At 72.0% G+C, this 26,072-nt stretch carries 27 protein-coding genes; 14 read left to right on the top strand and 13 right to left on the bottom strand.

Going from position 1 to position 26,072, the window contains the following annotated elements; all coding sequences use genetic code 11:
* Positions 1 to 3: 3 nt before the first annotated feature.
* The 5 genes from OG570_RS00365 to OG570_RS00385 form a co-directional block, all read right to left on the bottom strand.
* Positions 4 to 795, bottom strand: coding sequence for a lipoate--protein ligase family protein (locus OG570_RS00365; protein WP_326955158.1), 792 nt, complete (start codon positions 793 to 795; stop codon positions 4 to 6).
* On the bottom strand, positions 792 to 2,180 hold the full coding sequence (locus OG570_RS00370; protein WP_326955159.1) for an NAD(P)(+) transhydrogenase (Re/Si-specific) subunit beta: 1,389 nt from the start codon (positions 2,178 to 2,180) through the stop codon (positions 792 to 794). Before OG570_RS00370 ends, OG570_RS00365 begins: the two co-directional genes overlap by 4 nt.
* Positions 2,177 to 2,491 carry an NAD(P) transhydrogenase subunit alpha gene (locus OG570_RS00375; protein WP_247062553.1) on the bottom strand — a complete coding sequence of 105 codons (315 nt, stop codon included), beginning with the start codon at positions 2,489 to 2,491 and terminating at the stop codon, positions 2,177 to 2,179. The genes OG570_RS00370 and OG570_RS00375 overlap by 4 nt, the downstream gene beginning before the upstream one ends.
* Complete coding sequence (locus tag OG570_RS00380) at positions 2,488 to 3,600, bottom strand: Re/Si-specific NAD(P)(+) transhydrogenase subunit alpha (protein WP_326955160.1); 1,113 nt, start codon at positions 3,598 to 3,600, stop codon at positions 2,488 to 2,490. Before OG570_RS00380 ends, OG570_RS00375 begins: the two co-directional genes overlap by 4 nt.
* Before the next feature lie 121 nt (positions 3,601 to 3,721).
* Positions 3,722 to 4,375, bottom strand: a complete 654-nt coding sequence (locus tag OG570_RS00385; protein ID WP_326947260.1) for a TetR family transcriptional regulator — start codon at positions 4,373 to 4,375, stop codon at positions 3,722 to 3,724.
* Between the two features lie 91 nt (positions 4,376 to 4,466).
* On the opposite strand from OG570_RS00385, the gene OG570_RS00390 reads away from it, so the two are divergent.
* From OG570_RS00390 to OG570_RS00410, 5 genes are all read left to right on the top strand, one after another.
* Positions 4,467 to 5,537: a ferredoxin reductase gene (locus tag OG570_RS00390; protein ID WP_326955161.1), complete on the top strand. Its 1,071-nt coding sequence runs from the start codon at positions 4,467 to 4,469 to the stop codon at positions 5,535 to 5,537.
* Between the two features lie 11 nt (positions 5,538 to 5,548).
* A complete protein-coding gene (locus OG570_RS00395) occupies positions 5,549 to 6,664 on the top strand; it encodes a fatty acid desaturase family protein (RefSeq protein ID WP_326947258.1) in 1,116 nt (371 codons plus the stop codon).
* A gap of 13 nt (positions 6,665 to 6,677) precedes the next feature.
* Positions 6,678 to 6,887, top strand: a complete 210-nt coding sequence (locus tag OG570_RS00400) for a hypothetical protein (protein ID WP_247062530.1) — start codon at positions 6,678 to 6,680, stop codon at positions 6,885 to 6,887.
* Positions 6,888 to 7,087: 200 nt separating this feature from the next.
* A complete protein-coding gene (locus OG570_RS00405) occupies positions 7,088 to 8,398 on the top strand; it encodes a sensor histidine kinase (RefSeq protein WP_326955162.1) in 1,311 nt (436 codons plus the stop codon).
* Positions 8,399 to 8,408: 10 nt separating this feature from the next.
* Positions 8,409 to 9,053 carry a response regulator transcription factor gene (locus OG570_RS00410; protein ID WP_326947256.1) on the top strand — a complete coding sequence of 215 codons (645 nt, stop codon included), beginning with the start codon at positions 8,409 to 8,411 and terminating at the stop codon, positions 9,051 to 9,053.
* On the opposite strand, the gene OG570_RS00415 is transcribed toward OG570_RS00410, so the two are convergent.
* Complete coding sequence (locus tag OG570_RS00415) at positions 9,038 to 9,688, bottom strand: TetR/AcrR family transcriptional regulator (protein ID WP_326955163.1); 651 nt, start codon at positions 9,686 to 9,688, stop codon at positions 9,038 to 9,040. The genes OG570_RS00410 and OG570_RS00415 overlap by 16 nt on opposite strands.
* Positions 9,689 to 9,741: 53 nt before the next feature.
* Here OG570_RS00415 and OG570_RS00420 point away from each other — a divergent pair, with 53 nt between their 5' ends.
* From OG570_RS00420 to OG570_RS00430, 3 genes are read left to right on the top strand one after another with little or no spacing between them, the layout of a single operon-like run.
* Positions 9,742 to 10,134, top strand: coding sequence for a cupin domain-containing protein (locus OG570_RS00420; RefSeq protein ID WP_326947255.1), 393 nt, complete (start codon positions 9,742 to 9,744; stop codon positions 10,132 to 10,134).
* Positions 10,131 to 11,351, top strand: a complete 1,221-nt coding sequence (locus OG570_RS00425) for an MFS transporter (RefSeq protein ID WP_326955164.1) — start codon at positions 10,131 to 10,133, stop codon at positions 11,349 to 11,351. The genes OG570_RS00420 and OG570_RS00425 overlap by 4 nt, the downstream gene beginning before the upstream one ends.
* A gap of 10 nt (positions 11,352 to 11,361) precedes the next feature.
* Complete coding sequence (locus OG570_RS00430) at positions 11,362 to 11,772, top strand: secondary thiamine-phosphate synthase enzyme YjbQ (protein WP_326947253.1); 411 nt, start codon at positions 11,362 to 11,364, stop codon at positions 11,770 to 11,772.
* On the opposite strand, the gene OG570_RS00435 is transcribed toward OG570_RS00430, so the two are convergent.
* Positions 11,710 to 12,714, bottom strand: a complete 1,005-nt coding sequence (locus tag OG570_RS00435) for an ABC transporter permease (RefSeq protein ID WP_326955165.1) — start codon at positions 12,712 to 12,714, stop codon at positions 11,710 to 11,712. The genes OG570_RS00430 and OG570_RS00435 overlap by 63 nt on opposite strands.
* Before the next feature lie 104 nt (positions 12,715 to 12,818).
* Between OG570_RS00435 and OG570_RS00440 the strand changes: the two genes are divergently transcribed.
* Positions 12,819 to 13,514: an HAD family hydrolase gene (locus OG570_RS00440; protein WP_326955166.1), complete on the top strand. Its 696-nt coding sequence runs from the start codon at positions 12,819 to 12,821 to the stop codon at positions 13,512 to 13,514.
* Between the two features lie 123 nt (positions 13,515 to 13,637).
* Positions 13,638 to 15,764 carry a bifunctional lysylphosphatidylglycerol flippase/synthetase MprF gene (locus OG570_RS00445; protein ID WP_326955167.1) on the top strand — a complete coding sequence of 709 codons (2,127 nt, stop codon included), beginning with the start codon at positions 13,638 to 13,640 and terminating at the stop codon, positions 15,762 to 15,764.
* Here the strand turns inward: OG570_RS00445 and OG570_RS00450 are convergent.
* Genes OG570_RS00450 through OG570_RS00460 form a run of 3 tightly spaced genes read right to left on the bottom strand, consistent with a single transcriptional unit; the run spans position 15,742 to position 19,159 of the window.
* Positions 15,742 to 16,404, bottom strand: coding sequence for a hypothetical protein (locus OG570_RS00450; protein ID WP_326955168.1), 663 nt, complete (start codon positions 16,402 to 16,404; stop codon positions 15,742 to 15,744). The genes OG570_RS00445 and OG570_RS00450 overlap by 23 nt on opposite strands.
* Before the next feature lie 26 nt (positions 16,405 to 16,430).
* Positions 16,431 to 17,411 carry a hypothetical protein gene (locus OG570_RS00455; RefSeq protein ID WP_326955169.1) on the bottom strand — a complete coding sequence of 327 codons (981 nt, stop codon included), beginning with the start codon at positions 17,409 to 17,411 and terminating at the stop codon, positions 16,431 to 16,433.
* Positions 17,411 to 19,159: a proline--tRNA ligase gene (locus tag OG570_RS00460; RefSeq protein ID WP_326947247.1), complete on the bottom strand. Its 1,749-nt coding sequence runs from the start codon at positions 19,157 to 19,159 to the stop codon at positions 17,411 to 17,413. The genes OG570_RS00455 and OG570_RS00460 overlap by 1 nt, the downstream gene beginning before the upstream one ends.
* A 124-nt stretch (positions 19,160 to 19,283) precedes the next feature.
* Here OG570_RS00460 and OG570_RS00465 point away from each other — a divergent pair, with 124 nt between their 5' ends.
* Positions 19,284 to 19,640 (top strand): VOC family protein, encoded by a 357-nt coding sequence (locus OG570_RS00465; RefSeq protein ID WP_326955170.1) that lies wholly within the window; start codon positions 19,284 to 19,286, stop codon positions 19,638 to 19,640.
* 55 nt (positions 19,641 to 19,695) lie between these two features.
* Positions 19,696 to 20,601 (top strand): 2-hydroxyacid dehydrogenase, encoded by a 906-nt coding sequence (locus tag OG570_RS00470; RefSeq protein ID WP_326955171.1) that lies wholly within the window; start codon positions 19,696 to 19,698, stop codon positions 20,599 to 20,601.
* On the opposite strand, the gene OG570_RS00475 is transcribed toward OG570_RS00470, so the two are convergent.
* The gene (locus OG570_RS00475; RefSeq protein ID WP_326955172.1) at positions 20,579 to 21,544 is read right to left on the bottom strand and encodes a GNAT family N-acetyltransferase; all 966 of its coding nucleotides are present in this window, start codon (positions 21,542 to 21,544) and stop codon (positions 20,579 to 20,581) included. The genes OG570_RS00470 and OG570_RS00475 overlap by 23 nt on opposite strands.
* A 55-nt stretch (positions 21,545 to 21,599) precedes the next feature.
* Between OG570_RS00475 and yaaA the strand changes: the two genes are divergently transcribed.
* Entirely contained in the window at positions 21,600 to 22,346 is a 747-nt protein-coding gene (gene yaaA, locus OG570_RS00480; protein WP_247062505.1) for a peroxide stress protein YaaA, read from the top strand.
* Between the two features lie 413 nt (positions 22,347 to 22,759).
* Here the strand turns inward: yaaA and OG570_RS00485 are convergent, their stop codons facing one another.
* Positions 22,760 to 23,842 carry an NAD(P)/FAD-dependent oxidoreductase gene (locus OG570_RS00485; protein WP_326955173.1) on the bottom strand — a complete coding sequence of 361 codons (1,083 nt, stop codon included), beginning with the start codon at positions 23,840 to 23,842 and terminating at the stop codon, positions 22,760 to 22,762.
* An 84-nt stretch (positions 23,843 to 23,926) separates the two neighbouring features.
* Between OG570_RS00485 and OG570_RS00490 the strand changes: the two genes are divergently transcribed.
* The gene (locus OG570_RS00490; RefSeq protein WP_326955174.1) at positions 23,927 to 24,481 is read left to right on the top strand and encodes a suppressor of fused domain protein; all 555 of its coding nucleotides are present in this window, start codon (positions 23,927 to 23,929) and stop codon (positions 24,479 to 24,481) included.
* Positions 24,482 to 24,511: 30 nt separating this feature from the next.
* On the opposite strand, the gene OG570_RS00495 is transcribed toward OG570_RS00490, so the two are convergent.
* Positions 24,512 to 26,047: a phytoene desaturase family protein gene (locus tag OG570_RS00495; RefSeq protein WP_326955175.1), complete on the bottom strand. Its 1,536-nt coding sequence runs from the start codon at positions 26,045 to 26,047 to the stop codon at positions 24,512 to 24,514.
* Positions 26,048 to 26,072 lie beyond the last annotated feature (25 nt).

Below are 26,072 nucleotides of genomic sequence, written 5' to 3' on the forward strand. Positions count from 1 at the left end.
CTTTCAGGCCGCGCGCTGGGCGCCGTCCGCGTGCCAGGACGGGTAGCGGTAGCGGGTGTGCAGCAGCGCCCGCTGCCGGGTCAGCTCGGCCGCGGACGGCGGGCGCGGCACGAACGTCCCGAGCAGCTGCGACGCCGCCGCGCGCACCGCGGCTTCGACCGCCGGGAAGCCGGGCCGCAGGCCGTGCTCGGCCAGCGACGCGACCGGGCTACGGTGGGAGTCGAGCGGGCGCGGGTCCGGCGGCGCGCTCGTCAGGTACCGGCCGACGAGGGCGGCGGACGTCTCGACCAGCAACGTCGAGTGGGCCAGCAGCCCGCCCTTGGTGCGGAACACGGCGAAGCCGCACAGCTTCGCGTCCTCGACGAACAGGCCGCGGTCGCCGATCCGCGGCACCAGCCCGAGCTGGTCGACGGCGGCGCTCATAACCTGACCGAGCGCTTCGAGGGGCCGCTCGGGCGGACCGGGCAGTGACATTCGGGGCTCCGCCCCGGCCGGGGGCTCCGCCACCCGGACCCCCGAAAACGGCAGCACCAGCGTGACGTTGAGGTTGCCCGGGTCGTGGAACACGGTGCCGCCGCCGCTCGCGCGCCGCAGCACGGGCACTCCGTCACGCTCGCACGCCTCGACGTGCACCTCACGCGCGATCCGCTGGCCGCGCCCGACCACGACGCACACCGGGTTGCGCCAGAGCCACACGACCGGTGACTCCGGCGCGACCCGGAGGAGTGCTTCGTCGAACGCGAGGTTCTCGGCCGGGTCGGTGAACGCCGCACGCACATCCGACCCGCTCGTCATAACGCCTTGAGTTCCTCCACGATCTCGCCCACCGACGTCTTGGCGTCGCCGAAGAGCATGCTGGTCTTCGAATCGTAGAACAGGTCGTTGTCGATCCCGGCGAAGCCCGAGCTCATGCCGCGTTTCAACACGATCACGGACCGGCTCTCGTTGACCTTGAGGATCGGCATCCCGTAGATCGGCGAGGTCGGGTCGGTCTGCGCGGCCGGGTTGGTGACGTCGTTCGCGCCGATCACCAGCGCGACGTCGGTCTGGGCGAACTCGGAGTTGATCTCGTCCATCTCCTTGAGCTGCTCGTACGGCACGTCCGCCTCGGCGAGCAGCACGTTCATGTGCCCGGGCATCCGGCCGGCGACCGGGTGGATCGCGTACTCGACCGTGATGCCCTTCTTCTCCAGCAGCTTCGCCATCTCGCGGACGGTGTGCTGCGCCTGCGCCACGGCCATGCCGTAGCCCGGCACCACGACGACCTTGCTCGCGTACGCCATCTGGATCGCCGTGTCGGCCGCACTCGTCGAGCGCACCGGGCGCTCTTCCTTCGCGCCACCGCCGGACGCCACTGCCGGGCCGCCGCCGAAGCCGCCCGCGATGATCGCCGGGATGGACCGGTTCATCGCCTTGGCCATCAGGTTGGTCAGGATCGAGCCGGACGCGCCGACGATCATCCCGGCCACGATCAGCGCGGTGTTGTCCAGCGCCAGGCCCATCGCCGCGGCCGACAGCCCGGTGAACGCGTTGAGCAGCGAGATCACGACCGGCATGTCCGCGCCGCCGATCGGCAGCACCACGGTGAGGCCGAGGATGCCCGCCGCGACGAGCAGCCCGACGATCAGCAGCCAGGAGTCGCCGCCGGCGACGATGACCACCGCGCAGCCCAGCGCGATCAGCAGCAGCAGCGCGTTGATCGGCTGCTGAAGCTTGCCCATGCTGATCGGGCGGCCGCTGATCAGCTCCTGCAGCTTGCCGAACGCGATGTTCGAGCCCCAGAAGGAGATCGACCCGATGATCGCGGCGAACAGCGACGCGATCGCGATGTACGTGGGCTCGTGCGCGTACCCGTCCGTGGAGTTGAACTCGACCCACGCGATGAGCGCGACCGCGCCGCCGCCGACGCCGTTGAACAGCGCCACCATCTGCGGCATCGCGGTCATCTTGACCTTGCGCGCGGACGGTACGCCGACCAGCGCGCCGATCGCGACGCCGAGGACGATCAGCAGCCAGTTGCCCATGCCCGGGGTGAGCAGGGTGGCGAGCACCGCGACGCCCATGCCGACCGCGGCGATCCAGTTGCCGCGGACCGCGGTGCGCGGGCCGGTGAGGCCCATCAGGCCGTAGATGAAGAGGGCGAACGCGACGATGTAGAGGATCGCGACGAAGTCGGTCACTTCTCGTCCTCCTCGTCGGCGGGTGCGGGCTTCTTGGCCTTGAACATCGAGAGCATCCGGTCGGTGACCAGGAAGCCGCCGACGACGTTGATCGTGCCGAAGGCGATCGCGATCACCAGCAGGATCTTGTTGAACACGCCGTCGACGCCGAGGCCGAGCACGACCAGCCCGCCCAGCAGCACGATCCCGTGGATCGCGTTGGTGCCGGACATCAGCGGCGTGTGCAGGGTGTTGGGCACCTTCGAGATGACGGCGAAGCCGACGAACCCGGCGAGCACGAGCACCGCCAGGTTCTGCACGAGTGGGCTCACGCGACGCTCCCTTCGCGCCCGGCCACGCAGGCACCGGCGACGATCTCGTCCTCGAAGTCCAGCTTCAGCTCGCCTTCCTTCGTCACGAGCAGTTCCAGCAGCTCGGTGACGTTGCGGGCGTAGAGCTCACTGGCGTGCGAAGGCATCTCGGCGGGCAGGTTCAGCGGGGACGAGATGGTGACGTCGTGCTCCACGACGTCCTCCCCCGGCTTGGTCAGCTCGCAGTTGCCGCCGCTTTCACCGGCCAGGTCGATGACGACAGACCCGGCGGGCATGCCCTTGACGGCGTCCGCGGTGACCAGGGTGGGCGCCTTGCGCCCGGGCACCAGCGCCGTGGTGATCACGACGTCGAACCGGGTGATCGCCTCGGTGAGCCGGCGTTGCTGCTCCTCGCGCTCCTCCGCCGTCAGCTCGCGGGCGTACCCGCCTTCGCCGACCGCTTCGATGCCGAGGTCGAGGAACTGCGCGCCGAGCGACTTGACCTGCTCGCCGACCTCGGGCCGGACGTCGTAACCGGTGGTCTGCGCGCCGAGGCGCTTCGCCGTGGCCAGTGCCTGCAGCCCGGCGACGCCGGCGCCGAGCACCAGCACCTTCGCCGGGGGCACGGTGCCGGCCGCGGTGGTGAGCATCGGGAAGAACCGCGGGAGTATCCGGGCCGCGAGCAGCACCGCGCGGTAGCCGCCGATGCTGGCCTGGGACGACAGCGCGTCCATCGCCTGGGCGCGGGAGATCCGCGGGACCGCCTCCATCGCGAACGCGCGGAGACCGGCCTCCTCGAGTTTCGCGAGCCCTTCCGGGTTGCCGCGCGGGTCGAGGAAGCCGATGAGCACGGTGCCCCGGCCCAGCTTCGCGACCTCCCCCGGCGCGGGTGGGTTCACCTTGACGACGACAGGTGCGCTCCAGGCGTCGCCGAGTTCGGCGCCGGCCTGGATGAACGCGTCGTCGCTGAGGTACGCCCCGGCCCCGGCACCCGGCTCGACGAGGACGCGCAGCCCGCGTTGCGCGAGCCTCCCGACGAGTTTCGGCACCATGGCCACCCGGCGCTCCCCGGGGCGTGACTCGGTGACCACACCCACGGTGAGCTGCTGATGCTGTTCGCTGTCCGCCACACGACCTCCTCATCGGCGAGGAACGATCCGTGGGTTGTACCACGCCGGACCGACAGTCCCCACTGACCTGAGTCGGAAGTCTCGCAGTTGTCCGGTAATCCGGGCGTTGTGCGGAAAATGTTCAGCGAGTCTTCCAGTGTGGAACGCCCAGCAAGATCAAACGCAGCCGTTTTTCCGCCATTCCGGTGATTTTCGGATCTTCACCGGGCCGTGCTTCCAGCAGTTCGACAATCGTCGCCAGCATCACGGAAACGATCAAGTCGGCCAGCATGTGCAGGTCGTCGGTCGTCCAGGACCGCAGCGTCGCGAACCGGGCGAGGTCGATCGCGAGGTCGCCGGAGAACATCCGCAGCTCGACGCCGATGGCCCGGGCGAGCGGGCCGCCGCCGTACCGCTCGCGCGTCAGGAACCGGAAATGGTCCTCGTGCGCGCGCACGAATTGGTGCAGCGTGGCGACCGAGGCGCTGATCATCCCGTGGTAGGTGTCCGGGTCGGTGCGCGCGGACCGGATCATGCCGCGCAGCGTGCGGGTGGCCTCTTCGACGAGCGCGACGCCGAGTTCCTCCATCGACGCGAAGTGGCGGTAGAACGCCGTCGGCACCAGGCCCGCGCCTTTCGCGACCTCGCGCAGCGAAAGGCTGGCGAACGGGCGGTCGGCGAGCAGTTCGAGGGCCGCGTCCAGCAACGCCTGGCGCGTGCGCTGCTTGCGCTCTTGACGACTTACGGGCTCCTCGGGCACGTCGTCCAGCGTACGGATGTCCACCGCGTTGCTCACGTCACATCCTCCGCCTCTCGCGTTGACAGGTCGTCCACTCATGCCGTGCACTGTTGAGTGTACAGTCGTTCACTGTAATCGAGGAGGTCCGATGACGGCGCTCTTGCCCAAGCGGGTCCGCCGGCTCGCCTCGCTCGCCGAGGCGCTGCTCACGCCCCACGGAATGGACCGGTATCTCGAGCTCGTCGACCCGATGCTGGTCCGCCGCGAGGTCCGCGGGCTGGTCACGGCCGTGCGGAAGCAGACACCCGACAGCGTCACCCTCACCGTGCAGCCGAGCCGCGCGTGGCCCGGCTTCACCGCCGGCCAGTACGTCCGGCTGCAGGTGTCGATCGACGGCGTCCGCCGGACGCGCTGCTATTCGCCCTGCGGGTCGCAGTACACCGGCGAACTCGAGTTCACGATCAAGGAGCAGGGCCTGGTATCCGGGCACCTGAACCGCGAGATCGGCGTCGGGTCCGTGGTCGGACTGTCCACACCGGACGGGACGTTCACCCTGCCCGCCACCCGGCCGGAGCGGGTGCTGCTGATCGGCGGCGGCAGCGGGATCACCCCGGTGCTCGCCATGGCGCGCACCCTCGTCGACGAGGGCCACCCCGGCGAGATCGTGTTCCTGCTCTACTCGAACGGCCCGTCCGACGTGCTCTACCGCACGGAGCTGGCCGAGCTCGCCGCCCGGCACCCCGGGCTGCGGGTCGTGCACGCCTACACCCACGCGAAGACCGGCGGCGACCTGCGCGGGTTCTTCTCGCCGGCGCACCTCGAAGCGGCCGCGCCGTGGTACCGCGACGCGGAAACGTTCGTCTGCGGCCCGAAGCCGCTCATGGACGCCGTCCGCGAGCAGCTCGGTGAACGCGTGCACACCGAAGAGTTCACGCCGCCCGCGTTGACCTTCGACACGGGGAACGCCGAGGGCCAGGTGCGCTTCAAGCGCAGTGGCCGCGAGTGCGCCAACTCCGGGAAGCCGTTGCTGGAGCAGGCCGAGGAAGCCGGGCTCTCGCCGGAGCACGGCTGCCGGATGGGCATCTGCTTCTCCTGCACCCAGCTCAAGACCGCCGGCCGCGTCCGCAACGCCAAGACGGGCGAGGTTTCCGGCGAAGAAGACGAAGAGATCCAGCTCTGCATCTCCGTCCCCGTCGGGGACGTCGAGATCGACGCTTAAGGAGTACCGCCATGACCGGTCTGCAGGACCGACTCACCCCGGCCCAGGTCGAGGAGTTCGGCCGCGAGCTCGACGCGCTGCGCCAGCGGGTCGTCGAGGACCTCGGCCAGGAGGACGTCGACTACATCCACAACGTCATCAAGACCCAGCGCGGCCTCGAGGTCGCCGGCCGGGCGCTGCTGTTCGCCGGGTTCTTCCCGCCCGCGTGGCTCGCCGGTGTCGGCGCGCTGTCGCTGGCGAAGGTCCTCGACAACATGGAGATCGGCCACAACGTCATGCACGGCCAGTACGACTGGACGCGCGACCCGGCGCTGAGCTCGCAGCGCTTCGAGTGGGACAACGTGGCGCCCGCCGAGAACTGGCGGCACTCGCACAACTACATCCACCACACGTATACGAACATCCTCGACAAGGACCGCGACATCGGTTACGGCGTCCTGCGGATGGACCCCGCCCAGAAGTGGCACCCGTACTACCTGGGCAACCCGGTGTACGCGGTGGCGCTGGCGGTGTTCTTCCAGTGGGGCGTGATGCTGCACGACCTGGAGTTCGACCGGATCGTCAAGGGCGAGCGCACGTGGTCGGACACCACCGGGGTCGTCCGGAAGATGGTCAAGAAGGCGTCCCGGCAGGTCGGCAAGGACTACGTGCTGTTCCCGCTGCTGACCGGCCCGCTCGCGCCGCTGACCTTCGCCGGCAACGCGACCGCGAACCTGGTCCGGAACCTCTGGTCGTTCTCGATCATCTTCTGCGGGCACTTCCCCGCCGACGTCGAGAGCTTCACCGAGGAGGAGACCGAGAACGAGTCGCGCGGCCAGTGGTACCTGCGCCAGATCCTCGGCTCGGCCAACATCACCGGCGGCCCGCTGTTCCACATCATGAGCGGGAACCTGTCGCACCAGATCGAGCACCACCTGTTCCCGGACATCCCGGCCCGCCGGTACCCGGAGATCGCCGGCGAGGTGCGCGCGCTCTGCGAGAAGTACGGCCTGCCGTACCACACGGGCCCGCTGCACAAGCAGCTCTGGTCGGTGGCGAAGAAGCTCACGAAGCTGGCGTTGCCGTGGAACGGCGCCCCGCGCGCACGCGCTACGGTAGAGCGCGACCAGGAACTCCGCGCGGCATAGAAGGACGATGCTCATGGTCGGGCAGTTCGAGAGCGGCAAGGACACGGTCCAGGTGATCACCGAGTCGGCCGCGACCCACATCGGCAACATCGCGACCATCATCACCGGCGCGGTGCGCGACATCGCCCGCGAAACCGGTGACTGGCTCACCGACGTCATCGAGATGCGCGAAGCGGCGCAGAAGGCACGCGAAGACCGCGAAGAGCCGGAACTCGACGTCTGAGAGTTTCCGCGAAAGCCGCTTTGAGGGCTGCAGGGTCCTCGAAGCGGCTTTCGCGCGCTTCACCAAAGCCGTGAGGGGCACCTTCAGGGACCTAACGTCCCTGAAGGTGCCCCTCACGGCTTTCCGGCAACCGGAACCGTCGGTGCCGCCGGGTAGCGTGGAATTCGGGGGCGCCCCCGCCGGGCATGGGGGAAATCCGGATGGGCAGCGCGGTGCGGACCGGTGAGACTGGAGCCGTGACCAGCCTTGATCTGCCTCGTCCCCACCTGCTGCGGCGGGTGTTCGGGCCGCTGGCCGCGCGGGACTTCTGGGCCGAGTACGCGTGGCTGTGGCTCTCCGGTCCGCTGACGCTGTTCTCCCTGGTCAGCGTGCTCGTCGTGCTCGTGCTCGGCCTGTGGCTGACGCCCGTGCTCATCGGGTTCCTCGTGCTCGCCGGCGCCCTGCTCTACGCCCGTGGCCTCGGCGCCGCCCACCGCGGGCTGGCGCGGGTGCTGCTCGGCGTGAGCGTGCCCGCCCCGCGCCGTCCCGAGCTGAAGCCCGGGCTCTGGAGCTGGGTGAAGGCGCGCGTCGGCGACCCGGCGGGCTGGCGGACGGCCGGCTACCTGCTGCTGCGGCTCCCGCTGAGCTTCGCCGGCCTGCTCACGGTGTTCTCCGCGACGCTCTTCGGCCTGACCGCGACCAGCTACGCCTTCCTCTGGTTCCCGCTCGGCGAGCGGAACCTGCCGGCCTTCGGCATCCGCGCCGAGGGCTGGGCCGGCGCGCTCGCCTGGTCGGCGTCCGGGCTGCTGGTGCTGGTGGCACTGCCGTGGGTGGTGCACGCCTTCGTCGCACTCGACCGGCTGCTCGTCGTCGGGCTGCTCGGTGAGCGCGTGCTGTCCGAACGCGTCCGCGACCTGGAGGCGAGCCGGGCGACGGCGGTCGAGGACTCGGCGTTGCGGCTGCGGCGGATCGAGCGCGACCTGCACGACGGCGCCCAGGCCCAGCTGGTGGCGCTGGCGATGAAACTGGGACTGGCCAAGGACGAGCTGAAGGCCGACGACCTCGACGTCGCCCAGGTCCGGCAGCTGGTCACCGCGGCGCACGCCAACGCGAAGCAGGCCCTCACCGAGCTGCGGGACCTCGCCCGCGGCATCCACCCGGCGGCCCTGGACGCGGGCCTCGACGTGGCGCTGGCGACGCTCGTCGCGACGTCCGGGATGGACGCGCGGGTCACCGTCACGCTGCCCCGGCGGCCACCGCCGTCGCTGGAGACGATCGTCTACTTCAGCGCCGCCGAGCTGCTGACGAACGCCGCGAAGCACGGCGGCGCGACGCTGGTCGAGATCCGCGAGGACCGGGACGTGCTGTGGCTGCTCGTCCGCGACGCCGGCGCGGGCGGGGCCCGGGTCGTGCCCGGCGGCGGCCTGGCCGGGGTCGCCGAACGGCTGCGGACGGTCGACGGCGAGCTGGCCGTGACCAGCCCGCCCGGCGGTCCGACCGAAGTGACCGCGCGGGTCCCGCTGCCCCGCTAGGGTCGGCGGCATGCGGATCGTCATCGCGGAGGACTCCACCATCCTGCGCCAGGGCCTCGTGGAACTGCTGACCTTCCGCGGCCACGAGGTCGTCGCCGCGGTCAAGGACGCCGAGACCCTGCGCGCGGCGGTGACCGAGCACGCGCCCGACGTGTCCATTGTGGACATCCGGATGCCGCCGTCGCACACCGACGAGGGCCTGCGGGCGGCGATCGCGTTGCGCGGCGAGCTGCCCGGCTGCGCGATCCTGCTGTTCTCCCAGTACGTCGAGACGAAGTACGCGTCGCAGCTGCTGGCCGACCGCGCGGGCGGCGTCGGCTACCTGCTGAAGGACCGCGTCGCCGAGGTGTCGGACTTCCTGGACGCGCTGCGCCGGGTCGCGGACGGCGAGACCGTCCTCGACCCCGAAGTCGTCCGCCAGCTGTTCGCGGCAACGCGCCAGACGGACGCGCTGAGCGGGCTCACCCCACGCGAACGCGAGGTGCTGGGCCTGATGGCCGAGGGCCGGTCGAACTCCGCGATCGCGGCGGAACTGTTCCTCTCCGCCGGTTCGGTGGAGAAGTACGTGACGTCGATCTTCGGCAAGCTGGGGCTGTCACCGTCCGAAGGGGACAATCGCCGGGTGCTGGCCGTGTTGCGCTACTTGGACTCCTGAGCGAGCATCCCGTCGACGAACGCGCGTAGACCGCGCGCGAAGGTGTCGCGTTCGGCCAGCTCCGGCCAGCGCTCCCCGATCGCCGAGAGGCTGGGGAACCGGGTCTCGTCCAGCTTCTCGAAAACCGTGTCGCGGTAACGCGGCCGGCCCGCCGCGGCGCGGCGCGCGGCGCGCACGCGGACCAGGATCTCCCCCGCCGTGTAGTACCAGATGTTCCGGTACAGCTCCACGGCCTCCTCCGGGGTCCGGCCGCAGCCGATCGCCCCGCCGACGATGGCGTCGACCATCCACAGGGCCGACTCGCCGAGCAGGTCGTCGGCCGTCAGGACCTCCACCGCCTCCGGCCAGGCGGCCAGCGCGGTGTGCATCACGGTCGCCGCGACGACGATCCGCTCGCGCGGGTCCGCCGGCATCTCGGGTCGCTTGAGCCGGGAGGCGTAGTAGTCGAGCAGCTGGATCAGCAGGTCGTCCTTGTCGCGGACGTGGTGGTAGAGCGTCGTCGTGCCGACGCCCAGCTCGGTGGCCAGCCGCCGCACCGTCAGCTTGTGCCAGCCCTCGCCGTCGAGGATCACCCGCGCCGCTTCGAGGATCTGCGAGCGCGAGGTCGTCGGCGGGCGGCCGATGGGTCGTGGCATGCCGTCCATCATGCCGGTCGACACCCGTCCGGCGCGCGTGCTACTTTCGGAACATGTTCGAAAACTACGACCTGTTCAAGACCATGATCCACCTGCGACCCGGCGGCGTCGTCGAGGCGTCCGGCCCGGGCGACCGCCGTGAGGCGCTGGCGGGTGACGCGGCGAGCCTGTGGAGCCTCGGCGCGTTCCACGCCGAGAGCGACACCGCCGTGCACGCCGACTTCTGGGAGCGGCACCCGAACGGGCACGAGGTGCTCTTCGTCTTCGCCGGCGCGCTGCGCGTCTACCTGAGAGACGAGGGGCCCGAGCCCGTGACCACGCTGAGGGCCGGGCAGTCGTTCATTGTCCCGCCCGGCCGGTGGCACCGGCTGGCCGTCGAAGAGCCCGCCGACCTGCTGTCCATCACGCCGCGGTCGGGCACCGAGCACGAACGGGCCGCGGCGTGAGCGCGAACCGGCGAGGCATCCTGGTGGTGTGCCTGGCCGTGTTCGGGCTGATGGCGGGGCAGCAGATGCTGAACCCGATCCTGCCGCCACTGGCCCGCGAGTTCGGGTTCAGCGAGCTGGCGCTGGGCGCCGTGTGGGCCGTCGGCGGGGCGGGCGTCGTGCTGGCGAGCCCGTTCTGGGGGCGCCGCGGCGCGTCATGGGGCCACCGGCCGGTGCTGCTGATCTCCCTGGCCGGCGCGATGATCGCGCTCCTGGCGTTCGCGCTCGTCGCCCGGCTCGGGCTCGGCGGCACCCTGGCGGTGCCGGTGCTGTTCACGCTGGTGCTGCTCACCCGCGGGGTCGTGTTCGGGCTCGCGTGGGCCGCGACACCGGTGACAGCGCAGTCGTACATCGCCGACCTGACGTCGGGGCCCGCCGAGCGGGTGCGGGGGATGTCGATGTTCGGTGCCGCGCAGGGGCTCGCGCTCGCGGTCGGGCCGGCGCTCGGCGGGGCGCTGAGCCTCGCCGGGCTGACCGTGCCGATCTACGTCGCGCCGGTCATCCTGGCCGTGATCGCCGTGCTGGTCGCGATCGGCCTGCCGAAGCCGCCGGCGCGGGAAGTGCGGGCGCCCCAGGTGAAGGTCAGCCCGGCCGACCGGCGGATGTGGCCGTTCCTGCTCATCGGGTTCGGCCTGTACCTCGCGCTCGCGATCGTGCTCATGACCGTCGGCTTCCTGGTGCAGGACCGGCTGGGCCTGGCCGCGCAGGACACGAGCCGGGTGACCAGCCTGGTCATGCTGGCCGGCGCCGGGCTGATCATCCTCGTCCAGGTGCTGGCCGTGCCGCGGCTGAAGTGGGCACCGGTGCGGCTCATCCGGGTGGGCGCGGTCGTCATGACCGGCGGGATGCTGCTGGTGACCGTCGCTTCCGGCGGGCTCCTGCTCGGCGCGGGCGTCGCCGTGCTCGGGGCGGGGATGGGGTTCGCCACCCCGGGGTTCATGTCCGCGCCGACGCTGCTCGCGACACGCGAGGAGCAGGGCGCCGTCGCCGGGCTGGTCGGGTCCGCCAGCGCGCTGGCGTTCATGGGCGGGCCGTTGCTGGGCACCGGACTGTACGAGATCTCGCCGACGGTCCCGTACGCCGCCGGCGCGGTGCTGCTGGCGGGGCTGGCCGTCTTCGCCTTCACCCGCCTCGGCACCTTGACCCGGCAACCCGCGGAACTGGTGGCCGCTCCTTAGGCTGGAGTCCATGTACTCCACCGAGATCGAGGTCCGCACCGGCGCCGAGGCCGTCGTCCACGACCTCACGCACGAGGCCGAGTCGTTCCTGCGCGACGCGGACGCGCACGACGGGCTGCTGCACGTCTGGGTCCCGCACGCCACCGCGGGCTTGGCGATCCTCGAGACGGGCGCGGGCAGCGACGAAGACCTGCTGACCGCGCTCGACGGGATCCTCCCCCGCGACGGCCGCTGGCGGCACCGGCACGGGAGCCCGGGTCACGGCCGTGACCACGTGCTTCCCGCTCTGGTGCCGCCCTACGCGACGGTCCCGGTGCTCGGCGGCGTGCTCGCGCTGGGCACCTGGCAGTCGATCTGCCTAGTGGACACCAACCTCGACAACCCGGTCCGCCGCGTGCGGTTCAGCTTCCTCGCAGGCTGACCGGCCGGGCCAGAGGGCGACCGCGAGCCCGGCGGCCAGCAAGGCGCCGAGCACCCAGACGCCGGTGGTGACGTCGGGCGCGTCCGGCACGCCCTGCAGCAGGCTGCGCAGGCCTTCGGCCGAGAAGCGGAACGGCGTCCACGACCAGAGCAGCGTGCGGTAGGCCGGATTCAGCAGCTCCGGCACCTGCCCGGCGACCGCGGGCGCGACCAGGTAGAGCGGGCCGAGCACGGCCATCGCGCGCAGGCCGAGCAGGCGCAGCAGGCCGGCTTGCACGGCCGCGAACGCCGTCGCGGCGAGGAACACGAAGCCGAGGACGCCGGTGGTCAGCGGCAGCGCGGCGTCCCACAACGCGAAGAACCCGGCGACCACGGCCGTGATCAGCACGCCGGCCCCGGTGATCTGCAGCAGCCGGGCGCCCGCGCCGAGAGTGCGTCCGGTGCGCTTCGCCAGCTGCGTCACCGCGAGCCCGGCGACGAGCGCGCCGATCCAGGCGAGGGCGCTCGCGGCCAGCGGCGCGGTCCGCCCGGCGAGGCTCACCGGGTGCAGCACCTCCTGCTTCGGCGTTCCGGCCAGCGCGCTCGCGGCGCCGGTCAGCGCCTGCTGCGCGACCTGCGTGCCCGCCGGGTTGACCGCGCCCGAGGTGACGACCGTCGCGGACGGCCCGGGCCCGAGTTCGAGCACGCCGTAGACCTGCTTGTCCTCCAACAGCTTCCGCGCGCCGGCCGGGGTCGCGACGGTCCACTCGAGCTGGCCGCCGCCGTGCGCGGCGATGCGTTGCGCGACCTCCGGCGGGGCGGCGACCGCGACCGGGACGCCGTCGGGCGCGACGGTGGCCTGCGCGCCGAAGGTGAGGAACCCGAGCACCACCGCCACCAGCGCGCCGGCCACGGCGGCGACCAGGGCGAGGGCCCCGGCGGGGCGCCGGACAGGACCGGTCATGACAACCTCCACTTATTCTTCATACGTTGAATTAATCTCAAGGTAAGAGCCGCCGCCGAAGAAGTCAACACGTGTTGAATAGTGACGCCGGTAACCTCGGACCCGTGACGAAGACGCGGCTGGTGCTCTGGGACATCGACCACACGCTGGTGGACTACACCGGCCTCGGCGCCGCTTGGTACACCGCGGCCCTGGCCGCGACGACCGGCGCCGAGCTGAAGACCTACCCCGACTTCGGGGGCCGCACCGAGCGGGCGATCAGCAGTGACCTGCTCACCGCGCACGGCATCGAGCCGACCGAGGAGCTGCTCCAGGCGCTCTGGAAGGCGCTGATCGCGGAATCCGAACGTGCCGTCGTCCACCTCCCGACCAGCGGCCGGGCCCTGCCGGGCGCCGCGGCGGCGCTGACCGCGTTCGCCGGGCACGACGAAGTCGTCCAGTCCCTGGTCACCGGCAACCTGCCGGAGATCTCGCGGCACAAGCTCGCCGCGTTCGGCCTGGACGAGCACCTCGACCTGGAGATCGGCGGTTACGGCACGCTCTCGGCGCACCGCCCGGACCTGGTCCCGCACGCCGTCGCGCAGGCGGTGGCCAAGCACGGCGCGCCGTTCGCCGCCGACGCCGTGGTCGTCATCGGCGACACCCCGAGCGACGTCGAAGCCGCGCTGGCCCACGGCGCGATCGCCATCGCCGTCGCGACCGGGCACTACCCCGCGGACGCGCTGCGGGCGGCCGGCGCGCACACCGTGCTGCCGGATCTGGCCGACATCGACGCCGTCCGGAGCGCCGTCCTCGGTTGACGACCCCGAAGGTCATCGTCCTCGGGACCGGGATGACCCTCACTCCGGAGGAGGACTCCCCTAAGGGAAATCTCGCTCTGCCGTCGGATGTCCGGAGCGGCCGCGCTCGCCAGACTTCTGAGCATGACTGAAACAGCGTCGGTGGGCCTGCCCGCCGGAGGGGGACGCATCCGCGGCACGGTCGCGGTACTGAGGCGACGACTGCCGTTCACCAGCAGCGTCGTCCTCGCCATGCTCGTGCTGGCCGTCGCGACCGGGGCGCTCTGGAGCGCCGCCGAAGACCGCGCGGCCTACCCGTTCGTCGCCTACGGGTTGCCGTCGCTGGAGGTGGGCCGCTGGTGGACGATGCTCACCGGGCCCTTCTTCGCCGTCATCCCCTGGTACTACCTCCCGATGGTCGGCAGCTTCGCGCTCTTCGCGGGCTTCGCCGAGTGGCAGCTGGGGACGCGGCGCGCGATGGCCGTGACGATCGGCGGCCAGTTCGTCTCGGTGCTCGTCGCCACCCAGTTCCTCGCGCTGAGCCGCAACTCCGGCTGGCTGTGGGCCGAGCGGATGGCGGGCAGTCTCGACGTCGGGTTCTCCGGCGGCGCGCTCGCCGCCGTCGCGGTCGCCAGCGCGACGCTGCGGCCCCCGTGGCGCCTGCGGCTGCGGGCCGGGCTCTGCGTGTACGCCGGCGTCGCGATCATCTACGTCGGCACGCTCGCCGACCTCGTCCACTTCTTCGCGCTGGCGCTGGCCATCCCGCTCGGGAAGCGGCTCGTCGGCCCGCGCGGCACGACCGACACCGCGGGACCGAACGTGCGGGAGTGGCGGCTGCTGACCGTCGCCGGCCTGCTGCTGCTCACCGTCGCCGAGGTCGTGATGTTCCTGGTGCCCGGCGACGGCCCCTTCGGGTCCGCGGAGGGCGTTTCGCTGACGGCGCCGGAGCTGGCGATCCTCGTCCTGCTGGTGGTGCCGATGCTCAACGGCCTGCGCAAGGGCGGCCGGGTCGCGTGGCGCTGGGCCGTCGCGCTCTCGGTGTTCGTGACGCTGCAAGGACTCGCGACCGCCACCCTGATCGGCCTGGCCGACGTCTTCGGCGGCGACTACGACACCGCCGGCCTGCCGCTGTTCTTCGTGGACAATCTCTTGTGGACGGTCGAGCTGATCGTCCTGATCGCCGGACGTCACGCGTTCCGGGTGCCTTCGCGACGCCGGCTGCGGCGCCACGCCCAGGGCCCGGGGGTCGCGCTGGCCCGCACGCTGCTCGGGCGGCACGGTGGCAGCACGCTGTCGTGGATGACGACGTGGCCGCGCAACACGTACTTCGTCCGTGAGGACGGCCGCTCCTACCTCGCCTACCGCAAGCACGCGGGCGTCGCCGTCGCGCTCGGCGACCCGATCGCGCCGGACGGCACCGCGGCCGCGACGGTCACTGAGTTCGCCGCCATGTGCGAGAACTCCGGCCTGGTGCCGTGCGTGTTCTCGGCGACCGAAGCGACCGTCGCGGCGACCGGCGAGCTGGGCTGGCAGCACGTCCAGGTGGCCGAGGACAACGTGCTCGACCTCGACGGCCTCGAGTTCCGCGGCAAGGCGTGGCAGGACGTCCGGTCCGCGCTGAACAAGGCCGCCAAGCAGCACATCGACTTCCGGCTGGTCCGCTTGGCCGACCAGCCGGAACCCATCCTCGCCCAGGTCCGGGCGTTGTCGGAGGAGTGGATGTCGGACAAGGCCATGCCGGAGATGGGCTTCACCCTCGGCGGCCTCGACGAGGCGATGGACCCGGCGACCCGCGTCGGCCTCGCGGTGGACGCGGAGGGCGTCGTCCACGGCGTGACGTCCTGGCTCCCGGTCTACACGGGTGCGGGCAAGGTCGGCGGCTGGACGCTGGACGTCATGCGCCGCAGCGCCCACGGCTTCCGGCCGGTGATGGAGTTCCTCATCGCGTCGGCCTGCGTGGCCTTCCGCTCCGAAGGTGCCCGGTTCGTCTCGCTGTCGGGTGCTCCGCTGGCCCGCAGCGCCGACGGGGCGCCCACGCGCACGATCGACCGGACGCTGGAGTCGCTGGGCCGCGTGATGGAGCCGTACTACGGGTTCCGTTCGCTGCACGCGTTCAAGGCGAAGTTCCAGCCCCGCCACGTCCCGCTGTACCTGGCGTTCCGCGACGAAGCCGACCTGCCGCGCATCGGCTTGGCGCTGAGCCGCGCGTACCTGCCGGACGTCCGGCTGCGCGAGCTGGCGAAGCTGGTCAGTAGCTCTCGGGGACGCTGATCCGTTGCGGGAAAAGGATCCTCCGGCGGCTGACGACGTTCTGGTCCTTCTCGATCAGGGCGCCGTCGGTCAGCCGGAGCCAGTGCCCGTTGTGCGAGTCACTGAACGCGACCATCACCCCGGGCGTCAGCTCCGTGCCGAGCCGCGCTTCGGGCACCGCCATGCGCCACTTCCCCGGTGGCAGCACCGCGTAGAGGTATTCGTCGTCTTCGATCTCCGGCCCGCGGTGCAGGGTGGAGCCGGTCATCGGCAGGCTCCGCACGAAGTCGAACGATACGACGACGTGGTTGATCGCCTCCGCATTGGCGTTGGCCACGACCATGCAGGTCCGGTGCTCGACCCGTTCGATCCACGCGGTGACCTTCGCGGCCTGTTCCTGCCGCTCGCGCGCGTCCCGCTGCCGCCGGTCCTTCCGGGCCACCCGTCCGTCCCGGATGGCGATCCACAGTGCGACGGCCACGGCGGCGACGGTCCCGACGGCCCCCGCCCACTGCCCGGCCGCACCCCACCACTCAGGGCTGCGGCTGCGCGTCGTCCAGCCCCAGGCCTTGGCCAGCAGCGGTCCGAAGAGGAGCAGGAACCCGGCGACGCCCAGGACGCCGAACGCACCGGCGCGAAGCCGTGCGAGCCGCTTGTCCATGGGCCCAGCCTGCCGGACCCCGGCGGTCAGCGGTAGGTGGTCGGCGGCGGCGTCATCGTGCCGCGGTCCGCCGCCGGGACGAACCGGTAGCTCTGGAGGATCCGCACCAGGTCTTGGCGGATCGTGGGCCCGGAGCGATCGGCGTCCGCGTACGCCACCACGACACCCGACGTCACGGCGTCGGCGCCGGTGAAGGCCATGGCCGCGACCACCGCGTGCTTCGCCGCGCATTCCCCGGTGTCCGACGGGATCACGTCGGCGACGACGATCCGGGCCGGCGCCTTGGTGCCGTCGGCCTTCGTGACCTGGACGTCCGTGCCCGCGTCCGGCGTCACCGTGGCCAGGGGCCCGTTGTCCGGGCTGTACGCGCTGACGCCGAGGTCGGTGACGGCCTTGCGCGCCGCGGCGCCGGGGTCTCCGAGCGGTTCGGTCTTGACGCCCGCACCGCCGAGGTCGCTCTTCTGGCAGAAGTTCCGGCCCAGGAACGCGCTCGTCACGAGCGTGATGCCCGGGGCCGCGCCGGTCTTCTCCCAGCCGTGCACGGTGGTGGGCGCGGGTTCCCAGTTCGGCGGCACGTCGTAGGCGTACGAGCCGTCCTTGCCCGCGACGGACTGCCAGCCGCTCACCGCGGCGGGCACGGTCACCCGCGGCGACGGCGTCACGACCAGCGGCAGCGGCGCCGGCGTCGACGACGGCCGGTGCGGCTTGCCGACGCCGAAAGCGTTCAGCACCCCGGCGATCAGCGCGATGAGGACCAGCCCGACCCACGGCGCCCGCGACGAGCGTCGCCACTTCGGCGGCTCCGCGGCGGGACGGATCCGCTTCGGCTCAGCACGAGGCGGCTCGATGTGGGGAGTCTCGACGTGCGGCGCTTCGGCCGGTGGAGTCCCGAAGCCGCCGGACGGGAAGCGCGGCGCGTCCGCGGGCTCGTAACCACCGAACCCGCGGAGCGCCGCGTTGTCCTCGTACCCCGGCGTTGTCTCGTCACGCCGCCGGAACAGGCCCATTACGACCGGACGAGCTTGACCAGGTGCTCGACGACGGCGTCGACCGCGATCTCTTCGCGCTCGCCGGTGCGCCGGTCCTTGACCTCGACGACGCCGTTGGCCAGGCCGCGCCCGACCACCAGGATGGTCGGCACGCCGACCAGCTCGGCGTCGGCGAACTTGACGCCCGGGGTCGCCTTGCGGTCGTCGAGGATGATCTCGAGACCGGCCGTGTCGAGCTCGGCGGCGAGCTTCTCGGCGCCGGCGCGCACCGCGTCGTCCTTGCCCGCAATGACGATGTGCACGTCGAACGGCGACACCTCGCGCGGCCAGATCAGGCCGAGCTCGTCGTGGTTCTGCTCGGCGAGCACGCCGACCAGCCGCGAGACGCCCACGCCGTAGGAGCCCATCGTGATGCGGATCGGCTTGGAGTCGGGGCCGAGCGCGTCCAGCTCGAAGGCGTCGGCGTACTTGCGGCCGAGCTGGAAGATGTGCCCGATCTCGATGCCGCGCGCGGCGACCAGCGTGCCGTGGCCGTCCGGCGACGCGTCGCCCTCGCGGACCTCAGCGGCCTCGACGGTGCCATCCGGGGTGAAATCACGGCCGGCGAGCAGGTCGATGACGTGGTGGTCGACCTTGTCGGCCCCGGTGACCCAGGCGGTGCCGGGCGCGATCCGCGGGTCGGCGAGGTAGCGCACGCCGTTGTCCTGCAGCGCCTTCGGGCCGATGTACCCCTTGACCAGGAACGGGTTCGCCTTGAAGTCGGCCTCTTCGAGCAGCTCGACCTCGGCGGGCTCGAGCGACGCTTCGAGGCGCTTCATGTCCACTTCGCGGTCACCGGGGAGCGCGACGCAGACCAGCTCCCACTCCTTCGCACCCGGCTGACGCGCCTTGAGCATGACGTTCTTCAGCGTGTCGGCGGCGGTGAACTCGCGGCCGAGCCCGGCCGCGTTGAGGAAGTTCACCAGCGACTCGATGGTCGGCGTGCCCGGCGTGTGGTGCTCCTGCGCCTCGGGCCGGCCTTCGGTCGGCTGCGCGGCGGGCGCGGGCGTCACAACGGCTTCGACGTTCGCCGCGTAGCCCGACTCGGTGCTGCGGACGTAGGTGTCCTCACCCGTCTCGGCGACCGCGAGGAACTCCTCCGACGCCGAGCCGCCCATCGCCCCCGACGTCGCCTTGACCACGACGTACTCGAGGCCGAGGCGGTCGAACAGCTTGGTGTAGGCGGCGCGGTGCGCCTGGTAGGACCGCTCGAGGCCCTCGTCGTCGAGGTCGAAGGAGTACGAGTCCTTCATGACGAACTCGCGGCCGCGCAGGATCCCGGCGCGGGGGCGCGCTTCGTCGCGGTACTTCGTCTGGATCTGGTACAGCGTGACGGGGTAGTCGCGGTACGAGCTGAACTCGCCCTTGACCGTCAGCGTGAACAGCTCTTCGTGGGTCGGGCCGAGCAGGTAGTCGGCACCCTTGCGGTCCTTCAGGCGGAAGAGGCTGTCGCCGTACTCGGTCCAGCGGCCGGTCGCCTCGTAGGGCTCCTTCGGCAGCAGTGCGGGGAACTGGATCTCCTGCGCGCCGATGGCGTTCATCTCGTCGCGCACGACGGCCTCGACACGGCGCAGCACGCGCAGGCCCAGGGGCAGCCACGAGTACCCGCCCGGGGCGACCCGGCGGACGTAGCCGGCGCGTACCAGGAGCCGGTGGCTCGGTACCTCGGCGTCCGCCGGATCCTCGCGCAACGTGCGAAGGAACAACGACGAAGTCCTGGTGATCACTGCGGGGCTCCCTGCGCCAAGCGGGTGTGAAAGTCCCGCTCAGGGTAGTCACTCCCCCCACCGTGACTCCAACGGGTTAGCCGAGCGCCCGTTTTTGTCGGTGGTGATCGCTAGCGTTCCGGTCATGAAACTTCGCATGGCCATGATCACGATCGACTGCGCGGATCCGCGCGGGCTGGCGGAGTTCTGGACGGCGGCGCTCGGCACGACCGTCGCCCAGGACTTCGAGGGCGAGTTCCTGTTCCTCGCCCCACCTGAGGGCGGGCTGTCGCTGGGGCTCCAGCGGGTGCCCGAACCACGCGTCGGCAAGAACAGGGTCCACATCGACCTCGGTGCCGAAGACCGGGAACAGGAGGTGAAACGGCTGGTGGCGCTCGGCGCGACCGAGCAGGCGCAGCACGAGGTACCGGGCTTCGCGTGGACGGTGCTCTCGGATCCCGAGGGCAACGAGTTCTGCGTGTCCGGTTCGCACGACGGGTAGTTCCCGCCTGCCGGTCTACCCGCGCCGCCGCGGCGGCGCGGGTAGAACTGGCGGCATGAGCGCTCGCGTACTGCTGCCGTGGACCGACATCGAAGTGCCGGAGGGGATCGAGGCCGCGTATTACGACGGCCTTGGCGCGCCTCCGCCGGCCCTCGACGGTGTCGAGTTCTACGTGCTGCCGTACGACCGCGGACCGGAGCCACCCCGCCTGATCAAGGACCTGCCCTCGTTGCGCGTGGTGCAGGCCCTGTCGGCCGGGGTGGAGGCCCTGGTCCCGCTGCTGCCCGCCGGCGTCCGCCTGGCCAATGGACGCGGCCTGCACGACCTGAGCGTCGCCGAGCACACCCTGGCGCTGATCCACGCGAGCCAGCGGGACCTGCCCCGCTGGTTCGCCCAGCAGGAGCGCCGGGAGTGGGTTCGCGAGCACACGCGGTCGCTCGCGGACAGCCGGGTGCTCCTGGTCGGCTACGGCTCGATCGGGCAGGCGATCGAGCGCCAGCTGCTGGCGGCCGAAGCGCTGGTGACCAGGGTGGCGAGCCGCGCGCGTCCGGACGCGGGCGTGCACGGCGTCGCCGAGCTGCCCTCGCTGCTGCCCGAGGCCGACATCGTGGTGCTCGTGCTGCCCGACACCCCGGCGACGCGCGGCCTGCTCGGAGCCCCCGCGCTGGCCGCGCTCCCCGGCGGCGCCCTGGTGGTCAACGTCGGCCGCGGCACGGCGATCGACACGGAAGCCCTGCTGGCGCAGACGCGAGCCGGGCGGCTCCGTGCTGCCCTCGACGTCGTGGACCCGGAGCCGCTGCCGGCCGACCATCCACTGTGGACGGTGCCGGGCGTCGTCCTGACGCCGCACATCGCGGGTGGCTCGGCGTCGTTCTACCCGCGCGCCAAGAAGCTGGCCGCGGACCAGCTGCGGCGGTACGCGCGGGGCGAGGAGCTGCTCAACCTCGTGCCACCGGCTTGACGTACACGTGCCATTCGTCTTCGACGCGGAACCCGCACCGCTCGTAGACGCCGAGCGCCCGGTGCGCGTTGTCGACGTCGACGTTCAGCGCCGACCGCTCGAACCCGGCCGCCTTCGCCGCCAGGACGGTGTGGCCGAGCAGCCCGGAGGCGACCCCGCGGCCGCGCAGCGCGTCCCGGGTGCCCACCCAGGTCGCGTAGTGCTCGCGGATGCCGGTCGCCTCGGCTTCGGACGCGTAGAAGTGGCTGAGCACGAAGGCCAGGACCTTCTCACCGTCGAGCACGAGGAACGACAGGTCCGGCCGGAAGTCCTTGGAGCCGGTGACGAGGTGGCGCCAGGCGCCGGGCTCGTAGACGGTGCTGCCCCAGTGGTCGCCGAAGGTGTCGTTGCGGGCGTCGAGCGTCGCGAGGTCGTACGCGAAATCGAACGGCACGGGCTCGACGCCGTCCGGCAGCGGCGGCTGCGGCGGCAGGTCGGCGAGGCCGACACGCATGTCCACCATCGTCCGCTGGTGCTCGTAACCGGCCGCGGCGAGCACCCCGGCGATCCAGCGCTCGTTCTGGTGGCTGCCGTGGTGCAGTTCGAGCGGCGCGCCCGGGAAGGCGCGTTCGTGGACCTCGCGACTCGTCCGGGTGAACCACTCGGCCAGGTGCGCGCCGACGGCGTCGTCGCGGTGGTCCGGGTGCACGACCGACTGGAGCCGGATCATGTGCACCGGGTTCGCGGCGTCCCGGCGGCGGACGAGGCCGTAGCCGACGAGCCGATCGCCCGCCCAGGCGCCGGTGCTGGCCGTGGCCAGGTCGATGTTGGGGCCTTCGAGCTCCTCGCGGAGGTCTTCGGTGCTGAAGTGCTCACCCGTGCGGTCGACCTCCTCGGCGGCGGCGTAGAGCCGGGCGAGGGCCGCGTCGTCGTCGAGCGTGAGGGGACGCCAGGTCAGGTCCATGCGCCGAGGCTAGGCCGGGCGGCACCGGCCACGCATCCCGATTTACGCTCAGTGCGTGCTGGTGCTCCTCCCCCCTTCCGAGACCAAGGCCGACGGCGGCCGCGGCGCCCCGCTGGACCACGCCGCCCTGTCGTTCCCCGAGCTGAACCCGACGCGCGCGAAGCTCGCCGACGCGCTCGTCGAGCTGGCGGGCGACGTCCCGGCCAGCATCGCGGCCCTGGGCATCACCGAGCGCCAGGCCGGCGAGGTCATCCGCAACGCGCAGCTGTGGACGTCCCCGACGATGCCGGCCCTGCGCCGCTACACCGGCGTCCTCTACGACGCGCTCGACGTCAAGAGCTTTACGAGGGCCGGGCTGGCGAAGGCCCACCGCCGGCTGGCGGTGACGTCCTCGCTGTTCGGCGTGGTCTCGGCGACCGACCCGATCCCGGCGTACCGCCTCTCGGGCGGCAACTCCCTGCCCGCGCTCGGCACCATCCGCGCCATGTGGAAGCCGGTGCTAGAGCCGGTGCTGCAGAACATCGACGACCTGGTGGTCGACCTCCGCTCGGGCACGTACTCGGCGTTCGCCAACCTCCGCCCGGACGCCGTGACGGTCCGCGTGGTCACCGAAAACGCCAACGGCGAGCGCGGAACGGTCAGCCACTTCAACAAGGCGTACAAGGGCCGCCTGGCCCACGTGCTGGCGGTCACCCGCGCCGAACCGTCCACTGTGGACCAGCTGGCCAAGGTGATCCGCAAGGCCGGCCTGGTGGTGGAACGCACCGGCGACCACGCACTGGACCTGATCACCGAAGGCTGACGCTCCCCGCCGGCACCGGACCACGCCACAGCGCCGATCGCGGCACAGCACGGTCGTGTCTCTGCCACGACGCCCGCTGGCTCATTCCGGACCTGCCCTCAACCCGGCGCCGCCCATCCGACCCGCACCGGAACCGGCCGCGACTCGACGCGGCCGTCCCGACCCACACCGGAACCGGGCGCGACTCAGCGCGGCCGTCCCGACCCGCACAGAACCCGCGACTCAGCGCGGCCGATCGCGAGCCGGAACGGATCCGTCGAGAGCCGCCCGGTCGGGTACCGCCGGCCCGCGGGTGAAGCGTTCAGGACCGCAAGCGGTCCGCGATCTGGCCGTGCATGGGCTGGGCTGGGGCCAGTCCGCAGACTGAACCAGCCCGCAAGAGAAAGCAGTCCGCAGGCGGACGCAGTCCAGGGCTAGAAGCGGTCCAAGGCGAACGGGCTCAGGTCGAAGCCCGGATCCTCGCCCAGCGCCACCGCCGCCACCAGCTTTCCGGCGTACGGGGCGTTCGTCAGGCCGCCTGCGCCGAAGCCCGTCGCGATCGTCAGGCCCGGGCGGATGCTGCCCAGCACCGGGAGGCCGTCCGGGGTGCCCGGGCGGAAGCCCACCCGGGTCTCGGCGAGGGTGGCGTCCGCCAGGCCGGGTGCGATCGTCAGGGCGTTGTCCAGCACCTCACGCTGGCCGGCGGCGGTCACCCGGTAGTCGAAGCCGGACTCCGTCTCGCGTGTCGCGCCCGCGACCACCCGGCCGCCGCCGAAGGCCAGCAGGTAGTGGCTGGTGCGCGGCAGGACCACCGGCCAGGCCGACGTGTCGGTCCCGGGCAGGTCGAAGTGGCTGATCTGGCCGCGGTGGGGTGTGACCGGCACATCGACGCCCAGTGGCGCCAGCAGCTCGCGGCTCCACGCGCCCGCCGCGACCACGACGCTGTCCGCTTCGAGCGGGCCCGCCTCGCCCGCCACCGTGCCGTCGGCGCGGAAGGCGACCTCACCCTCGACGAACTTCGCGCCCTTCCGCTCGGCGGCGGCCAGCAGGGCCCGGCGCAGCTGGTGCCCGTCGACGCGGCCGGCGCCGGACAGGTGCACCGCGCTCAGCCCGGGCGCCAGCGCCGGGAACAGCTCCCGGGCCTGGGCCGGGTCGAGCGAGCGGACCTCGCCGATCTCCGGCGCGTCCGCCGCCCGCGCGGCCAGCCGCTCCCGCGCCTCGGCGAGCTCGGACTCCTCGGCCGAGACGATCATCCCGCCGACGACCTCGAACGACGACTCCTCGCCCAGCTCCGCCAGTTCCGCCGTGAACTCGCGGTAGTACCGGCCCGCGGCCGCCGCGAGCGGGTACACCGCGTCCTCCCAGCGTGACGTCCAGGGACTGACGATCCCGGCGCCGGCCTCGGTGGCCGTGCCGGGACGGGCCGCATCCGCCACGATCACTTCCGCACCCCGGCCCGCCAGGTGGTAGGCCGTGGCGGCACCGCCGATTCCGCTTCCGATCACGAGCACTCGCATGCTCCCCACCCTGCCCGACCGTGCCGCGCCGGGGCGACCCGGATTCCGCCGCGCGGGCACCCGGACCGCCGTATGCTGCGCGCCATGCCGAGCCGTGCCGAGCGGTATGTCGCCCATCTCGACACCCTGACCGGGAGTACCGACCCCCGGCTGCAGCCGATCCCGTCCACCCACGCCGGGCTCGACGACGTCATCTCGCTCGTCTACGCCGGCGAACCCGAGCCGCGCTACCTGACGGGCGCGACCTACGGCCTCTCCCTCGCCGACCACGCGGAGTGGCACGGGGTGAAGCCGGAGCTGTGGATCAGCGTCCGCTCGGACGACCCGGTCTGGGCCCTGGCCATCGGTTACCTGGCCGAACACCTGCGCGGCACCTGCCCGTTCGTCTACGGCGACACCATCGACTTCGGCGAGCCGATCGCGCCGGAGTCCGACATGACCGCGTTCGCCGTCTCGGCGCCCGCCGGCCTCGACGCGGACCAGTACACCCTGCTCGACTGCGGTGGCGCGCCCATCAGCATCGCCGGCTGCTTCCCGGTGCACGACATCGAGCGGGAGTACATCCGCGAGCACGGCATCGACGCGTTCTGGCAGCTGGACTGGGACCTCTACGACGTGCGCCGCCCGCCGGTGGTCTAGCGCGCACCGGCCGTCGGTGCGGGTCGCGGGTCAGGAACCCTTTCCCAGCAAGGCCATCGCCGCGTTGTGGCCGGGGATGCCGCTGACACCACCTCCTCGCACCGCTCCCGCGCCGCACAAGAGCACGCGCTCGTGCGGCGTCTCGACGCCCCAGCGGCCGGCCTGCGCCGGGTCCGCCGCGAACGGCCACGCCAGGTCCCGGTGGAAGATGTGCCCGGCCGGCAGCCCGAGCTCGGCCTCCAGGTCCAGCGGCGTTTTCGCCTCCACGCACGGTTTCCCGTCCGGCCCGGTCAGCAGGCAGTCTTCGATCGGCTCGGCGAGCACGCTGTTCAGCGACGCCATAGTCGCGCGCAACGCCTCTTCGCGCGCTTCGTCGTTGCGTCCCTCGAACAGCCGCGCGGGCATGTGCAGGCCGAACAACGTCAACGTCTGGACGCCGGCCGCCCGCTCGGCCGGACCCAGGATCGACGGGTCGGTCAGCGAGTGGCAGTAGATCTCGCACGGCGGCAGCGTGGGGATCTTCCCCGCCGCCGCCTCGCGATACGCCGTCTCCAGCTGCGTGAAGGTCTCGTTGACGTGGAACGTGCCGCCGAACGCCTCGGCCGGGTCGCCGCCCGGGTCCCGCAGCTTCGGCAGCCGGGACAGCACCATGTTCACCTTCAGCTGCGCCCCTTCCGGCCGGTCGGCGCTCTCCTCCCCCAGCAACCGCGCCAGGGTGGGCGGTGCGACGTTCGCCAGGACGTGCCCGCCGCGCACGATGTGCTCGGCGTCGGCGTGCCGGTAGCGCACCTCGCCGCCGGGGTCGATCGCCAGCACCTCGGCGCCGGTGACGAGCTTCGCGCCCGCCGCGGAAGCCACCGCGGCCAGCGAGCCGGTGACCGCGCCCATGCCGCCGACCGGCACGTCCCAGTCGCCCGTCCCATTGCCGATCACGTGGTAGAGCAGGCAGCGGTTCTGCCGGAGGTCCTCGGCATCGGCGGCGGCGAACGTGCCGATCAGCGCGTCGGTCAGCACCACGCCGCGCACCGTGTCGTCGCCGAACCACGAGGTGAGCGCTTCGCCGATCGGCCGCTCGAACAGCATCGACCACGCTTCGGCGTCACCGACCCGGGCCCGGAAGTCCACTTCGGACAGAAGAGGCTCGGTGAGCGTGCCGAAGGTGCGTTCGGCAACTTGCCCGGTCAGCTCGTAGAACCGGCGCCACGCCGCGAAGTCCGCGGCGGAGCCGGTGAGCGCCCGGAACGACTCGGCGGTCCGACCTTCGTCGCCCGTGTCGACAAGGAGACCCGAGTCGCCGGACGGCGTGTACGACGACATACGGCGCCGCCGCAGCGTCACGTCCAGGCCGAGGTCCGCGATGATCTTCCTGGGCAGCAGGCTGACCAGGTACGAGTAGCGCGACAACCGGACGTCGACGCCGTCGAACGCGCGGAACGACACCGCGGCGCCACCGGTCTCGCCCCGCCGCTCCAGCACGAGGACCGACCGGCCGGCCCGCGCCAGGTAGGCCGCCGCGACCAGCCCGTTGTGCCCGCCACCGACGACCACGACGTCGTACGCATCCATCCCGCTCCTCCTCGTTCGGCCTGCC

Source organism: Amycolatopsis sp. NBC_01286 (assembly GCF_035982555.1).
Taxonomy (GTDB): Bacteria; Actinomycetota; Actinomycetes; order Mycobacteriales; family Pseudonocardiaceae; genus Amycolatopsis.

Bases quoted from the DNA above. Each gene is read 5' to 3' on its own strand.
- OG570_RS00485 (WP_326955173.1), bottom strand. From the start codon at position 23,842: ATGCGAGTGCTCGTGATCGGAAGCGGAATCGGCGGTGCCGCCACGGCC.
- OG570_RS00435 (WP_326955165.1), bottom strand. From the start codon at position 12,714: ATGACCGGTCCTGTCCGGCGCCCCGCCGGGGCCCTCGCCCTGGTCGCC.
- OG570_RS00455 (WP_326955169.1), bottom strand. From the start codon at position 17,411: ATGGGCCTGTTCCGGCGGCGTGACGAGACAACGCCGGGGTACGAGGAC.
- OG570_RS00410 (WP_326947256.1), top strand. From the start codon at position 8,409: ATGCGGATCGTCATCGCGGAGGACTCCACCATCCTGCGCCAGGGCCTC.
- OG570_RS00430 (WP_326947253.1), top strand. From the start codon at position 11,362: ATGTACTCCACCGAGATCGAGGTCCGCACCGGCGCCGAGGCCGTCGTC.
- OG570_RS00465 (WP_326955170.1), top strand. From the start codon at position 19,284: ATGAAACTTCGCATGGCCATGATCACGATCGACTGCGCGGATCCGCGC.
- OG570_RS00490 (WP_326955174.1), top strand. From the start codon at position 23,927: ATGCCGAGCCGTGCCGAGCGGTATGTCGCCCATCTCGACACCCTGACC.
- OG570_RS00475 (WP_326955172.1), bottom strand. From the start codon at position 21,544: ATGGACCTGACCTGGCGTCCCCTCACGCTCGACGACGACGCGGCCCTC.
- OG570_RS00405 (WP_326955162.1), top strand. From the start codon at position 7,088: ATGGGCAGCGCGGTGCGGACCGGTGAGACTGGAGCCGTGACCAGCCTT.
- OG570_RS00470 (WP_326955171.1), top strand. From the start codon at position 19,696: ATGAGCGCTCGCGTACTGCTGCCGTGGACCGACATCGAAGTGCCGGAG.
- OG570_RS00495 (WP_326955175.1), bottom strand. From the start codon at position 26,047: ATGGATGCGTACGACGTCGTGGTCGTCGGTGGCGGGCACAACGGGCTG.
- OG570_RS00415 (WP_326955163.1), bottom strand. From the start codon at position 9,688: ATGCCACGACCCATCGGCCGCCCGCCGACGACCTCGCGCTCGCAGATC.
- OG570_RS00450 (WP_326955168.1), bottom strand. From the start codon at position 16,404: ATGGACAAGCGGCTCGCACGGCTTCGCGCCGGTGCGTTCGGCGTCCTG.
- OG570_RS00395 (WP_326947258.1), top strand. From the start codon at position 5,549: ATGACCGGTCTGCAGGACCGACTCACCCCGGCCCAGGTCGAGGAGTTC.
- OG570_RS00445 (WP_326955167.1), top strand. From the start codon at position 13,638: ATGACTGAAACAGCGTCGGTGGGCCTGCCCGCCGGAGGGGGACGCATC.
- OG570_RS00390 (WP_326955161.1), top strand. From the start codon at position 4,467: ATGACGGCGCTCTTGCCCAAGCGGGTCCGCCGGCTCGCCTCGCTCGCC.
- OG570_RS00365 (WP_326955158.1), bottom strand. From the start codon at position 795: ATGACGAGCGGGTCGGATGTGCGTGCGGCGTTCACCGACCCGGCCGAG.
- OG570_RS00420 (WP_326947255.1), top strand. From the start codon at position 9,742: ATGTTCGAAAACTACGACCTGTTCAAGACCATGATCCACCTGCGACCC.
- OG570_RS00400 (WP_247062530.1), top strand. From the start codon at position 6,678: ATGGTCGGGCAGTTCGAGAGCGGCAAGGACACGGTCCAGGTGATCACC.